This window comes from Rhodococcus sp. NJ-530 (genome assembly GCF_003860625.1).
Classification (GTDB): Bacteria; Actinomycetota; Actinomycetes; order Mycobacteriales; family Mycobacteriaceae; genus Rhodococcus_F; species Rhodococcus_F qingshengii.
Genome location: NZ_CP034152.1, coordinates 1,463,433 through 1,476,725, shown reverse-complemented (window position 1 = coordinate 1,476,725; position 13,293 = coordinate 1,463,433). Strand labels below are relative to the sequence as shown.

The 13,293-nt window shown below is 62.4% G+C and carries 11 protein-coding genes; 7 read left to right on the top strand and 4 right to left on the bottom strand.

Annotated elements, in window-relative coordinates; all coding sequences use genetic code 11:
- Nucleotides 1-15 precede the first annotated feature (15 nt).
- A complete protein-coding gene (locus EHW12_RS06830) occupies nt 16-762 on the top strand; it encodes an FAD-binding oxidoreductase (RefSeq protein WP_003944435.1) in 747 nt (248 codons plus the stop codon).
- A gap of 3 nt (nt 763-765) precedes the next feature.
- On the opposite strand, the gene EHW12_RS06825 is transcribed toward EHW12_RS06830, so the two are convergent.
- Nucleotides 766-1,926, bottom strand: coding sequence for a globin domain-containing protein (locus EHW12_RS06825; protein ID WP_003944359.1), 1,161 nt, complete (start codon nt 1,924-1,926; stop codon nt 766-768).
- Nucleotides 1,927-2,161: 235 nt separating this feature from the next.
- Between EHW12_RS06825 and EHW12_RS06820 the strand changes: the two genes are divergently transcribed.
- Nucleotides 2,162-3,349 (top strand): nitric oxide synthase oxygenase, encoded by a 1,188-nt coding sequence (locus tag EHW12_RS06820; protein WP_082845667.1) that lies wholly within the window; start codon nt 2,162-2,164, stop codon nt 3,347-3,349.
- 6 nt (nt 3,350-3,355) lie between these two features.
- On the opposite strand, the gene EHW12_RS06815 is transcribed toward EHW12_RS06820, so the two are convergent.
- A complete protein-coding gene (locus EHW12_RS06815) occupies nt 3,356-4,741 on the bottom strand; it encodes a citrate:proton symporter (protein ID WP_003944372.1) in 1,386 nt (461 codons plus the stop codon).
- A 93-nt stretch (nt 4,742-4,834) separates the two neighbouring features.
- On the bottom strand, nt 4,835-5,842 hold the full coding sequence (locus EHW12_RS06810; protein WP_039972743.1) for a tripartite tricarboxylate transporter substrate-binding protein: 1,008 nt from the start codon (nt 5,840-5,842) through the stop codon (nt 4,835-4,837).
- A gap of 157 nt (nt 5,843-5,999) precedes the next feature.
- Between EHW12_RS06810 and EHW12_RS06805 the strand changes: the two genes are divergently transcribed.
- A complete protein-coding gene (locus tag EHW12_RS06805; RefSeq protein WP_230359592.1) occupies nt 6,000-7,652 on the top strand; it encodes an ATP-binding protein in 1,653 nt (550 codons plus the stop codon).
- Complete coding sequence (locus EHW12_RS06800; protein ID WP_125050437.1) at nt 7,649-8,332, top strand: response regulator; 684 nt, start codon at nt 7,649-7,651, stop codon at nt 8,330-8,332. Before EHW12_RS06805 ends, EHW12_RS06800 begins: the two co-directional genes overlap by 4 nt.
- Nucleotides 8,333-8,356: 24 nt before the next feature.
- On the opposite strand, the gene EHW12_RS06795 is transcribed toward EHW12_RS06800, so the two are convergent.
- Entirely contained in the window at nt 8,357-9,931 is a 1,575-nt protein-coding gene (locus EHW12_RS06795) for an AMP-binding protein (RefSeq protein WP_125052552.1), read from the bottom strand.
- A 222-nt stretch (nt 9,932-10,153) separates the two neighbouring features.
- Here EHW12_RS06795 and EHW12_RS06790 point away from each other — a divergent pair, with 222 nt between their 5' ends.
- From EHW12_RS06790 to EHW12_RS06780, 3 genes are all read left to right on the top strand, one after another.
- Entirely contained in the window at nt 10,154-10,699 is a 546-nt protein-coding gene (locus EHW12_RS06790; RefSeq protein ID WP_003944299.1) for a hypothetical protein, read from the top strand.
- Between the two features lie 126 nt (nt 10,700-10,825).
- Nucleotides 10,826-12,022: a Rieske 2Fe-2S domain-containing protein gene (locus EHW12_RS06785; protein WP_003944428.1), complete on the top strand. Its 1,197-nt coding sequence runs from the start codon at nt 10,826-10,828 to the stop codon at nt 12,020-12,022.
- A 51-nt stretch (nt 12,023-12,073) separates the two neighbouring features.
- Nucleotides 12,074-13,255, top strand: coding sequence for an acyl-CoA dehydrogenase family protein (locus EHW12_RS06780; RefSeq protein ID WP_003944352.1), 1,182 nt, complete (start codon nt 12,074-12,076; stop codon nt 13,253-13,255).
- Nucleotides 13,256-13,293: the final 38 nt, after the last annotated feature.

The window sequence follows — 13,293 nt, the reverse complement described above, 5'->3', positions numbered from 1 at the left end:
TACAGGAGTACTTTCATGGCCCAGCGAACCTGGTCGAGCACAGTCGTCGAACATCACCGTCTCCGTGAGGATCTGGCGGTTGTTCGTCTTGTCGGCGACGTCGTCCCGTTCCGACCCGGCCAGTACGTCGACGTCAGCGTCCCGCAGAATTCGCGGTTGCTCCGTCGACTCTCCCCCGCACTGCCTCCCTCACACGACGGGAAGTTGGAGTTTCACGTCAAGACGGTTCCCGGCGGTTGGGTCAGCGGTTCGATAGTCAAGGACACCCAGCCTGGTGACGTCTGGCAGATCCTCGACCCGCGCGGCAACCTGTCCGTCGACGAGAACGGCCCCACCGTCATCATGGTCGCGGGCGGAACCGGCTTGGCCCCACTCCGGTCGATTATTCTCGATCTGGCTCAGACCCCGAACCCGCCGCAGGTGTACCTCTTCTTCGGCGGCCGAACGCTTCGCGATCTCTATGCGGCGGACATGTTGTGGCTACTCGCCGATCAGTTTCCGTGGTTGCAGCCCATTCCCGTCGTCGAAGATCTCTCCGACGGCGGCCCGCCCGACGGATGGTTCGACCGGTTGAACGTCGACATCGGATTCGGCGACGATCATCTCATCGAAGGCACGCTCGCCGACGTCGTCGCGTCGTACGGTGCGTTCACCGAACATCAGGTCCTGGTGTGCGGATCGGCGGCCATGGTTCGGTCGACGCGTGATCGATTGATCGAGGCCGGAACGCCGGCCGAGGTCATTCAGTTCGATCCGTACTGACGGTCAGTACGTCGGGTCGTTGCGAACGGTGTCGACGTCGATGCCCACTGCGCGAAGCCTGAATTTGGTGCTGTTGACCATGGATTCGCTGCCGACGACCTGAATGTCGTAGCCCGCCCAGTCCCCGAACGAGGTCACGACCTTACCGACCTTGCCGACGATGCGCCGCTTCATGCCGATCGGCGGCAGTGGCTCCGCTTCGGTGTGCCACCACGGATTCTCGTCTTCTTCGGAGACCGGGATGATCGTGAGCCACGGGTACTTCTCGGCCAGCTTCCACAGATGCGGAAGGTCGTAGAGATCGCACGGATGCTGTCCGGAGTAGAACAGTTGGACCTTGCGAGTGTTGCCGCGTCGGATCAGTTCGAGGATCTGAGCGCGAAGAGGCGCGACACCTGTTCCCGACGCGATCATCAAAAGGTCCTTGGAGTTCTCCGGAATCCCCAAGGCGCCGATGGGCGAACCGACCACCCAGGTGTCACCGACAGCGGTCTGGTTCACCATGACCGGGCTGACCCACCCGCCGGTGACCTGGCGGATGTGGAACTCGAGGATTCCGGTCCCGTCGTACGGCGTGGCCGGAGAGAGGTAGCGCCACATCCGTGGCCTCGCGGCGACCTGCACGCTGACGTACTGACCGGCGCGGTACTCCATCGTCTGGTCGAGTTGCAGCCGCACGACGGCGACGCCCTTGATGACCGGGCGGCATTCGATGACCGTGGCACTCCACGCGGGCGGACCGTCTTCCGCGTTGGCGGCATCCATCATCGCCGCCGAGATGATCGCGAGCGCGTTACGCCACGCGCTGTCGACCTCGTCGGTCCACATTTCGGCGCCACCGAAGGTCTCGAGTGCTTCGATCAGGGCATTGCCGACTGCCGTGTAGTGCTCGTCGGTGACGCCGTACTTACGGTGATCGCGGCCGAGCTGTGCGAGGTACTCGAGTATCGCGTCGGACTCGTCGAGGCGTTCGACGACGTGAGCGATAGCGCTGACAAGCCGGTCACGCTGCACATCCATCGCTGCCGGAAAGAACTCCCGGGTTTCGGGCGATCGAGCGAACAGGATCGAATAGAAGGTACGGGCGAGCCGTTCCGGACCATCTTCTACCGCAGCGACGGATTTGAAGCTCGACCGGACCAGAGAGATTGCTTGCGAATCCACGCTCATCCTCGTCCCGACTAGACGCGGCAAGACCCGCCGCGGAATTTCGTCTGCAGCTTATGTCACAAATGTCTGACTCGTAAATCATTCTGGACAAGTGTCACAATGCGACCCCATTTCGCGGTGTGACCGTCCCTTTCTTATTCTTGCGTGCAAGATAAACAAGAGCTTCGACACTCTCGATCGCCGAGCTAACGTTCAGCGAAATCTCAACCAGCCAAACAGGAGTCGTGCCGTGGATTTTGTTCGACAGGACGAATTGCCCACCGATAGCGGGCTTACGTCCCAGATCGCCTCCACTACCCCGACGCTGACCGAGCTTCAACGTCGGGAACTCGAGTGCGTCGAATTTTTCGACTCTCCGGAACTGGGACACCTCCCGACGTCTCGGCGGCGTGAGGCCTTGCGTGAACTCCATCGGACCGGCACCTACACGCACACAGCGGAGGAATTGCTCGTCGGCGCCAAACTCGCGTGGCGAAACCACGCCAGGTGCGTCGGTCGCGCGCATTGGCGGACCCTCAAACTCATCGACGCGCGCGATGCCGTCACGGCTTCCGCTCTCGCCGAAGCATGCTGGGAGCACCTGCGACTGTCGACCAACGGCGGCGCTCTGCAGTCGGTCGTGACGGTCGGACCACTCCCCCGCGAGGACGGTCAGGAGTACCGAATCCTCAGCCCGCAACTGATCCGCTACGCCGGCTACCGGCAGCCTGACGGCACCATTCTGGGCGACCCGTGGCACGTCGATCTGACTGCTCAGGTCACCGCGATGGGGTGGAAGGGCGCCGGTACGCCGTTCGACGTTCTCCCCGTACTGATTTCGGTTCCCGACGAACCCCTGCAGTACTTCGACGTCCCGACCGACCTGATTCTCGAGGTCGAGATCGAGCATCCCGAATACAGCTGGTTCGCTGATCTGGGGCTTAAATGGCATGCCGTCCCTGCGGTCTCGGACATGAACCTCGACATCGGCGGAATCGTTTATCCCTGCACGCCGTTCAGTGGTTGGTACGTCAGCACCGAGGTAGGCGCACGCAACTTCAGCGACACCGATCGCTACAACATGTTGCCCACCATCGGAGCGATGATGGAGCTCGACATGAGCCACGACCGCACGCTCTGGAAGGACCGCGCACTGGTCGAACTGAACCGTGCAGTTATCCACAGCTACCGCAAGGCCGGCGTCATCATGGTCGACCATCACACTGTCGCAAAGCAATTCATCGATCACATCGCGCGTGAGGACAAGGCCGGGCGCAAGTGCCCGACCGACTGGTCATGGGTGAACCCGCCCATGTCCAGCTCGCTCACGCCGACGTTCCACCGCCTGTACGACGAGCCCGATCTCGACATCCGGCCCAATTTCGTGACAAAAAAGAAGAAGGGCACCGACCAAGGCCGGTGCCCCTTCCACAACTGATCGCGCTCAGAAGGGGATCTGCCCCAATCCGACGCCGACCACGAGCATCGTGATCGAGATCAGGCCCGCTCGCCACAGAACCTTCTTGTGGTGATCCGCCAGAGAAACACCGGCGAGTGTGACCAGTAGCAGGATCGCCGGGACCAGCGGGCTCTGCATGTGCACGGCCTGCCCGGTGATCGAGGCGCGCGCCATCTCCACCGGCTCGATGCCGTACTGCGCTGCAGTCTCGGACAGCACCGGCAGCACACCGAAGTAGAACGCGTCGTTGGTCATGAAGAACGTGAGCGGGATACTCAGGACGCCCGTGATGACGGCGAGGTGCGGGCCCATCGCGTCGGGGATGACCTGAAGCAGCCACTCTGCCATCGCCTCGACCATGCCGGTTCCCTGGAAAACGCCGGTCAGCACCGCTGCTGCCAGCACCATCGCGACCACCGAGACGATGCTCGACGAATGGCGTGCGATTGCTTCACCCTGATCCTTGACCGCCGGGAAGTTCACCGCGAGGGCGATCGACGACGCGATCATGAACAGCACCGGGATGGGCAGGATGTCCATCACGAGTACGACGAGAAGGATCGTCGTCAGCGCAGCGTTGAACCAGAGCAATTTCGGCCGCAAGGTGTCCCGCTTGGGGTCGAGGCCGTCGATGAATCGTCCGGTGTCGCCGCCGTCGTCCTCGGAGTCGTTCGAGCCGCCGGTGCCGGCGCTACCGGTGCTGGAACTTCCACCGTTTCCGACCTTTTCGAGGATGCGCTCAGAAGTCAGGACCAAAGTCCCGATCCTGCGGCGCTCCATGATCCCGAGGTGAATCGCGAATCCGAGCACCATGATCAGGCCGACGATCAACGACGGCACCATCGGCACGAACACGTCGGAGGGCGAGAGTCCCAGCGCGCTCGCGGCCCGGACGGTCGGGCCGCCCCACGGAATGATGTTCATCGTCGCGTTGGACAGGCCGGCGATCACCGTCAGAACGACGGGACTGACACCGAGTTTGAGGTAGAGCGGAAGCAGCGCCGAGGTCACGATGATGAAGGTCGTCGAACCGTCTCCGTCCAGCGAGACCACCATCGCGAGCACTGCGGTTCCGACCACGAGCCTCATCGGATCGTCTCGCACCATCCGCAGGATGAGCTTGACCAGCGGATCGAAGAGGCCGACGTCGATCATGATTCCGAAGAAGATGATCGCGAAGAACAACAGCGCCGCGGTGGGTGCGAGCGACTTGATGCCGTCGGTGATCATGTCGCCGATTCCGAGGCCGGCCCCGGCAAGTAGTCCGAAGGCCACCGGAACCAGAGTCAGTCCCACCACCGGGGTCGCGCGTTTGGTGAGAATCAGGAACATGAACACCGCAACCATGAGGAAGCCGAGTGTGACGAGCATGATGAACTCCTTTAGTGCTGAATTGCCGAGAAAAACGGCACGGCAAATCGAGCCGGTGACCTTCGTGGAGGTGAAACGAAACTTCGGTAGTGCTCAGTTGATGCCGGGCGGATCGAGTGTTGCGTCGACGAACCGGGATTGATCGGTGAGGAATGCGGAGAACTCGGGTTCGGTGAGAACTGCACTGTTCCAACCGTTTCGGCGAGACAGCTCGTTCCAGCGCGGACTTGCCGCCAGATCCCGCACCAAATTCTGCAAGTGCTGACGCTGATCGTCCGTCAGGCCCGGCGGCGCCATGAGGCCGCGCCAATTGGTGAACGTGACGTCGACGCCAGACTCCGCCATCGTGGGCGCATCCACCGCCGGGGTACGGGCCGGCGAGCTGACCGCAAGGACCCGAACCGTGCCTGCCGCAATCTGATCGAGGTACTCACCGATACCGGTGGCGGCTACGTCGACCTGCCTCGTGAGCAGTGCGGGAAGCAGTTCGCCGCCGCCGTCGTAGATGCGGTACGGGGAGCGCGACGGATCGACGCCGACCGCCCGTGCGAACAGAAGGCGGAACAACCCGTCCGGTCCACCTTCACTCGAACCACCGCCGATCGAGATCGACGACGGATCCGCCACCCAGGCCTGCGTCAGATCGGCGAGAGTTTTGTACGGTGAATCTGCTGGAACCAGTAGCGCTTCCGGTTCTTCGACGAGTCTCGCAATCGGTGTCACGTCGGCAAGTGTGTGCTCGGACGGCAGTATCTCGAGCGAACCGAGAACTCCGAGCCCCATGACCATGAGTAGGTCGGGATTCCCGCTTTCGAGAGCCAACCGGTTGAGTCCGACGATGCCGCCCGATCCGGGCAGCACAACGACGTCAGCGTCGACGGTCCCTTCGTCGGCCAGTGCTTGCACCATGGTCCGGGCGGTCAGGTCGTAACCACCACCGGCCACCGAGGGCACCAGTACGCGCAGTTCTTCGGAACTCTCACCCGCTCGGCCACCGGCGACGAAGGACTCGACCGGAGTGCATCCGGTCGAGAGCACGAGAGTCATCGCGCAGGCACCGAGCAGGGCGATATGCCTGCTCAGCCGCTTCGATGTGCTCATGGCTTCGTCCTTGTCTGCCGGTACCGATGTGTGAACAGGTTTCATACTGACGCACTTTGTGACTGGGGTCACCATTGGGAAAGCAAATTGATTTGTGCTCATTGTGCTCACGAACGGCCGCTTTCCCGGCATCGAACTGAAGGCTAGGGTCTGGCTGGTGTCCTCAGGAAACGAGCAGGCGGAGCGAGAGAGCAAGTCGTCTCTGTTTGCCCGGCTGTTTCGCCGCCGGCACACTCTGGCGACACAACTTCTCGAACTGCAACTTCTGATCGTCGTTGCAGTTCTCGTGTGCGTCACCGCCCTCTCCCTCGCGCAGTCGTCCGCGAGTTTCCAACGCGAGGAGGGACGTCGCGCACTCTCGGCAGCGGAATCGCTCGCAGCCAATCCGGCAGTACGCGAGCTACTCCCCCAGGCGCAGACCCGTCTCCGCTCCGGACTACAAGGTTCGGTCGACTCGGTACGCGCCATCTCGGGCGTCACCTACGTCTCGCTTGCCGACGCCGACGGCAGTGTCGTCATTTCGACGCGTCCCGGTGATGTCGGCATCGACGCACGTCAGACGGAGGATCGGTCGTGGACGGGTTTGGTCGACACGCCCTCCGGCAAGGCCGTGGAGGCGCACGTTCCGATTCTCGGCAGCGAAGGAGCGATTACCGGAACCGCGATCGTCGGCATCGAGTACCCCTCGATCTGGACACGGCTGCTGCAGTCTGCACCGAATCTCCTGGTATACCTCGCGGTGGCATCCCTTCTCGGCGGCGTCGGGTCGATCCTGTTGGCCCGCAGGGTAAAACGGCAAACCCTCGGCATGGAAGCCGGCGAGATCCTGGACCTGGTTCGCCAACGTGAAGCAATGCTGCGCGGTCTCAAGGAAGGCGTCATCGCATTCGACGCGCAGGGAAAGGTGGTGCTGATGAGCGACAGTGCCCACCAACTCCTCGACATCCCACGCGGCAGCGCCGGTAGATCGGTGCGGGACCTCGGTCTCGACGACCGCCTCCAGAGTGTACTGACCTCCGGCACAACCGAATCCGATCAGTTGGTTCTTGTCGGCGATCGCCTGCTCGTCCTCAACACCGTCTTGATCGAATCGAAAGGCCGCACCATCGGGTCGGTCACCACTTTCCGCGACCGCACCGAATTGCGCTCCGTGGAAGAAGAACTCGACGTGACCAAAACCAGCACCGACGCACTACGCGCCCACATCCACGAGTTCGACAATCAACTGCACACCATCTCCGGCCTCATCCAGCTCGGCGAATACGACGAGGTGGTCGGCTACGTCGAGGGTCTGACCATGGAGCGCGCGCAGGTCAGCGCGACCGTGACCGAGAAGATCGCCGACGTCGGCACCGCCGCACTCGTGATCGCCAAGATAGGTGCTGCTGCACAGGGGTTGGTCACGGTCGAACTGGCGGCGGACACGCATCTGGAACCGGTGGACCGCAGACTCGGACGAGATCTCGTGACAGTGGTCGGAAACCTCGTCGACAATGCCGTCGACGCCGTCGGTGAGATGCCGGAAGCCGCGCGCCGCAAGGTTCGGTTGTCGATTCGGGGCCGTGGCACCGCGGTCGAAGTGCGGGTCGAGGACGCCGGCCCCGGTATCGCGCCGGAGAATCGCGACAGGGTGTTCGGCCAGGGTTGGAGCACCAAGGGACAATCGAGTGACGGACACGGTTTCGGTTTGGCGCTGGTGCGCCTGACGTGTCGTCGGCGGGGCGGCGACGTCACCGTGAGCACTCGTTCGGCAGAGGACATCGAGTGGACTGTCTTCAGCGCGGTCCTACACGACGGAGAGGGCGCATGATCCGGGTACTGGTGGTCGACGACGACTTCATGGTGGCGAAGGTGCACAGCGGATTCGTCTCACGGATAGACGGTTTCGAAGTGTGCGGCGTTGCCCATTCGGCCGAGACCGCGCTGGCCGCAGTCGGTGAGTTGCAACCCGACCTGGTGCTTCTCGACGTCCACCTGCCCGGCACCACCGGACTCGATCTGATCGCCCCGTTTCGCGAGCTGGCACCGGAGCTGGATGTTCTTGTCATCACTAGTGAGCGCGAGGCCGGCTCGGTCAAGAAAGCGCTGCGCAGCGGCGTCGTGCATTACCTGATGAAGCCCTTCACGTTCGAGGTTCTCCGTGAGCGTCTCGAGCGTTACCGATCGACATATGCGAATCTCGACAGCTCCGGCGAAGCAGAACAGGAGGCGGTGGACGAGGCTTTCGGCGTGCCAGGTGGCGCGACAACGGCGTCGTCCCTCAAGGGTCTACCGAAAGGACTCAGTCCTGAGACCCTTCAGCTGGTCGAGGCAGCACTACGAGACGAAACCGAACCCGCCTCGGCCACAGACATTTCCGAGAGGGTCGGCATCTCACGCGCGAGCGCGAGGCGCTACCTCGAATACCTCTACGAAACCGGGCGGTCCACCACTTCGCTGAAATACGGAGTGGTGGGCCGCCCGGAACGTCGTTACGTCTGGAAACGCTGACCCTTCGCTACACGACGCTGGTTCCTAGACCGCGCAGGCGCTGGTCTCCCAGTACCGCGCGCGCAGCGCCTTCTTGTCCAGCTTGCCCAGCGGTGTCAGCGGGAGTGATTCCACGAAGTCGATGCTCTTGGGAGCGTGAACCGAACCCTTGGCTGCCTTCACCTTGTCGACCAGTTCCTCGGTGTCGACGGTCAGTCCGGCACGAAGTACGACACAGGCCTTGACGGCTTCGCCCCACTTGTCGTCCGGCACACCGACTACCGCCACCGACGCGACGGACGGATGCGCCGAGATCACGTCTTCGATTTCGCGGGGGAACACGTTGAAACCACCGGTCACGATCATGTCCTTCTTGCGATCGACGATGGACATGAACCCGTCCTTGTCCTTGCGCGCGATGTCGCCGGTGTGCAGCCAACCACCCCGGAACGCCTCGGCGGTTTCGGCCGGCTTCTTCCAGTAGCCCTTCATGATCAGCGGGCCACGGACGCAGATCTCACCGAGTTCTCCCTGCGGCACCTCGTTGAGGTCGTCGTCGAGCAACCGGACGTCGAGCCACGGCACCGGACGCCCACACGTGGCGAGGCGGGCCGGATCGTCGGCGAGGTGTTCTTCCTTGCGCAGCACCGAGATAGTCATGCCGCACTCGGTCTGACCGTAGAACTGGAAGAAGATCTGACCGAACTTCTTGATGCCCTCCTGCAGTCTGGCGGGAGACATCGCGGACGCTCCGTAAAACAGCGTCTGCAAACTCGAGACGTCCCGCTTGGGCAGATCGGGGTGGTCCATGAGCATGTAGATCATGGTGGGCACCAACATGGTTGCCGTGATCTTGTGCTTCTCGATCGCTTCGAGCACAGCACCTGGCTCGAAGGCAGGCAGGACGATCAACGCACCGCCGCGCAGCAAGGTCGGGATGAAGAACGCTGCACCTGCGTGTGAGAGTGGCGTGCAGATGAGGAAGCGGTTGTCCTCGGGCCACTGCCACTCCGACATCTGGATCTGATTGAGCGCAGCACCCGAACGGAAGGATCCGACAACACCTTTGGGCTTGCCGGTCGTTCCACCGGTGTAAACCATGCTGCTGGCGTCTTCGGCGTCGACGTGCGCTGCCTTCAGCGGCGCGGGCTCGAACGTGGCAGCCAGCGCGAGGATGTCGATTCCCACCTCGGACGGCCCCATCGAGAGCACGTTGGTCAACGAGGGTGACGACGCCTTCAACTCGGCGGCACGCTCTTCGAAGGCATTGGGATCGAAGATCAGCGTCTCGATCTCGGCGTCGTCGACGATGTACTTGTGGTCGTCGAGCGATCCCATCGGGTTCAAGGCGCTCGCCCGGCAGCCGGTGATCATGGTCGCGCCCATACTGATCAGAACCTCGGGGCGATTCTTCGACAGCATCGCGGTGCTGGTGCCCTGAGTGATTCCCAAAGACGCGAGCGCCTGGGCGAAGCAGCTGATCTGATCGCGCATCTGACCGCCGGTGAGGATCACGTCGCCGAGGTACAGCGCGGGCTTGTCGTGATTGCGTTCCAGAGCGGTGATGAGCAGGTCCGGACCGTATACCGGTCGGTGCAGGTCAGCGAACTCGTCTGTCATCTGGTCTTCCTTCTGCTCGGCGCGTGCAGTCATCGAGATGTGCTCCCGGTCACGGATACGATATCCAGAATTGCACAAAACTGGAACAGGTTCCACCTCTTCGATCGAATCCGAGAATGCTCCCGATCAGCGGGAAGCCCGTCGTCACCCGCGAGAGCGGTGGTTAGCGTCGATGTACCCACCGAGACGACAGCGTCTCGGTCGCGTCCAACGGAGAGTGTCATGACTACCAACCTCGGTACCGCCCACTTCACGGCAACTGCTCCGCGTACTGCCACCACGCTCCTCTCCGATTTCGACTCGTTGTACGGCACCGTGCGCTCGGCACCCGACGGGGCCGTCGTCGAGCAGGACGTCGTGTTCTTCGGACGCCCCGATCCAGGCGCACTGCTCACCGGATCCGTGAGGGCGCTGAGTTCGACACTCGAGCGGATCACCGAATACCACGACCAGACCGGGCATCTGGTGGCCGAGGTCTTCGTCCGGGAAGCCCCGACAGCGGGCACCGGAACCGATTCCGTTGCCGCCCTTGCTGATTTCGCTGCTCGTCGTTACGGCTCGGCGTCACTACGACGCTTCCGCGGACGTTGCACCGCGACTTCCACGGGAACAGATCTGCACTGCTCCGTGACAGTGCTCGCGACGTACGAGAAGGACCACGAGAGCGTGGCCGACGTAGCTCTGGTCGCCACCGATCCCGCTGGGGTCGTCACTGCCCGGGCCTGGGCGACTTACGCGATCGACGATGTGGCGACACTCGCGAGCTGAATCTCTGCAGGTCACCGAGTAAGCGTTCCATCCAGCGGGAACTGCCGTATCTCCAGCGGACGCTTCGTCGTTGTATGAGACGGATCACATCACTGGAGCGTCGCAAGACGCGGCTCGGAGGAAGACATGGCACTCGGAACCGGCCCACTCACCACTACGGACACCCCGACGCAGACGGGCGCCGGCGAGGAAATTCGAGAAATCGAAGCGGCAGCGCCTCCCGCACGGTTCGCACGTGGATGGCACTGCCTCGGACTGAGCAATACCTATCGCGACGGTCAGCCCCACCAGATCGAGGCATTCGGCACCAGCCTTGTCGTCTTCGCCGACAGCAAGGGCGACATCAAGATTCTCGACGCATACTGCCGCCACATGGGTGGCAACCTTGCTCACGGAACCGTCAAGGGCGATTCGATCGCCTGCCCGTTCCACGACTGGCGTTGGGGCGGTAACGGAAAATGTACGGCGATCCCCTACGCACGACGCGTTCCGCCGCTGGCCAAGACGCGGGCATGGATCACTCTCGAGAAGAACGGTCAGCTGTTCGTCTGGCACGATCCCCAGGGAAATCCCCCGCCCGCCGAGGTCACGATCCCCGACATCGAGGGCTTCGGAAGCGATGAGTGGAGCGACTGGAGCTGGAACACGCTCACCATCGAAGGCTCTCATTGCCGCGAGATCGTCGACAACGTCGTGGACATGGCCCACTTCTTCTACGTTCACTACTCGTTCCCCAAGTACTTCAAGAACATCTTCGAAGGTCATGTCGCGAGCCAGTACATGGAATCGGTGGGACGTGAGGACGTCATCAGCGGCACCAACTACGGCGATCCCAACGCTGTGCTCCGTTCGGATGCTTCATATTTCGGACCGTCGTACATGATCGACTGGATCAAGAGCGAAGCCAACGGGCAGATCATCGAGACCGTCCTGATCAACTGCCACTACCCGATCTCGAACAATGCGTTCGTCCTGCAGTACGGCGCGATGGTCAAGAAGCTACCCGGTATGGACGACGAGTCCACTGCCGCGATGGCCGCGCAGTTCACCGAGGGCGTCGAGATGGGATTCCTTCAGGACGTGGAGATCTGGAAGAACAAAGCTCCGATCGACAACCCCCTGCTCTCCGAGGAGGACGGCCCGGTTTACCAGTTGCGTCGCTGGTACAACCAGTTCTACACCGACGTCGAGAATGTCACGGAAGACATGACGAAGCGCTTCGAATTCGAGATCGACACCACCCGCGCAGTGGAGAGCTGGAAGCGGGAAGTCGCCGAAAACGTTGCCGCACGCGACGCCCAGGCACTCGAGACAACCTCCTGATCCGCAGTCGAAAACACTGCTGAGACAAACAGACTGGATGCAAGGAACAACATGACGTACGAAGTGCTCGAACAGATCAACGCGATGGCCGACGACATCTTCGCCGAAGGCATCGAGGCCGAGCGGATCGGCCGGGTGGCCGACGACACCGCCAAGAAGATGAAGGCAATCGGTTCCATCCGCATGCTGCAGCCCAAGGAACATGGCGGCATGGAGGCGCATCCGCGCGAATTCGCCGAAACCGTCATGCGGATGGCTTCACTGAACCCGTCGGCCGGCTGGGTCCACGGGATCGTCGGAGTTCACCCGTGGCAACTCGCGTTCGCGGATCCCAAGGTGCAGCAGGAGATCTGGGGATCCGATCCCGACACCTGGATGGCATCGCCGTACATGCCCGGCGGAATGTGTATCCCCACCGACGGCGGCTACAAGTTCTCCGGTCGCTGGCAGTTCTCCTCCGGTACCGACCATTGCGACTGGGCATTCCTCGGCGCGATGGCGTGTGACAAGGACGGCAACATGGAGATGCCGCCGCGCATGCTCCATGTGATCATTCCGCGCACCGACTACGAGATCATCGAAGACTCGTGGGATGTCATGGGACTTCGCGGCACCGGCTCCAAGGATCTCGTAGTCAAGGATGCGTATGTCCCCGATTACCGCGTCATGGACTGCGACGAGGTCATCGACGGCACGGCAGTGCGCAAGTACGGGCGCACCGAGACGCTGTACCTCATGCCGTGGTCGAACATTTTCCCCCTCGGAATCACCGCCGCCACGATCGGCATCTGCGAGGGAATGCTCTTCCACGCCAACGAGTACCAAGCCGATCGCATCAACGCGCAGGGCACGGCGATCAAGGACGACCCGTACACCTTGTTCGCCATCGGTCAGGCAACCGCCGACATCCGGGCTGCGCGCGACACCCTGCTTGCCAACGTCGACCGCATGTGGGATCGAGTGGACGCTGGCAAGGAAGTGACCTTCGAGCAGCGCGCGGAGGGACGTCAGACTCAGGTACAGGCCGCCTGGCGCGCCGTCAACGCAATCGATCAGGTCTACCCACGCTGCGGTGGCAACGCATTGCGGATGGACAAGCCGCTTCAGCGATTCTGGCGCGATGCTCATGCTGGACAGCATCACGCAATTCACGTGCCGAGCACCGTTTTCCACGCCGCATCACTGAGCCGTCTCGGCGCAGACCCGCAGGGTCCGCTGCGGGCGATGATCTGATCAGACTTCGACACAAGAAATCGACAGGAAAAAGACAC

Coding starts and splice junctions, on each gene's coding strand:
- EHW12_RS06800 (WP_125050437.1), top strand. CDS start 7,649: ATGATCCGGGTACTGGTGGTCGACGACGACTTCATGGTGGCGAAGGTG.
- EHW12_RS06815 (WP_003944372.1), bottom strand. CDS start 4,741: ATGCTCGTCACACTCGGCTTCCTCATGGTTGCGGTGTTCATGTTCCTG.
- EHW12_RS06810 (WP_039972743.1), bottom strand. CDS start 5,842: ATGAGCACATCGAAGCGGCTGAGCAGGCATATCGCCCTGCTCGGTGCC.
- EHW12_RS06795 (WP_125052552.1), bottom strand. CDS start 9,931: ATGACAGACGAGTTCGCTGACCTGCACCGACCGGTATACGGTCCGGAC.
- EHW12_RS06790 (WP_003944299.1), top strand. CDS start 10,154: ATGACTACCAACCTCGGTACCGCCCACTTCACGGCAACTGCTCCGCGT.
- EHW12_RS06785 (WP_003944428.1), top strand. CDS start 10,826: ATGGCACTCGGAACCGGCCCACTCACCACTACGGACACCCCGACGCAG.
- EHW12_RS06830 (WP_003944435.1), top strand. CDS start 16: ATGGCCCAGCGAACCTGGTCGAGCACAGTCGTCGAACATCACCGTCTC.
- EHW12_RS06780 (WP_003944352.1), top strand. CDS start 12,074: ATGACGTACGAAGTGCTCGAACAGATCAACGCGATGGCCGACGACATC.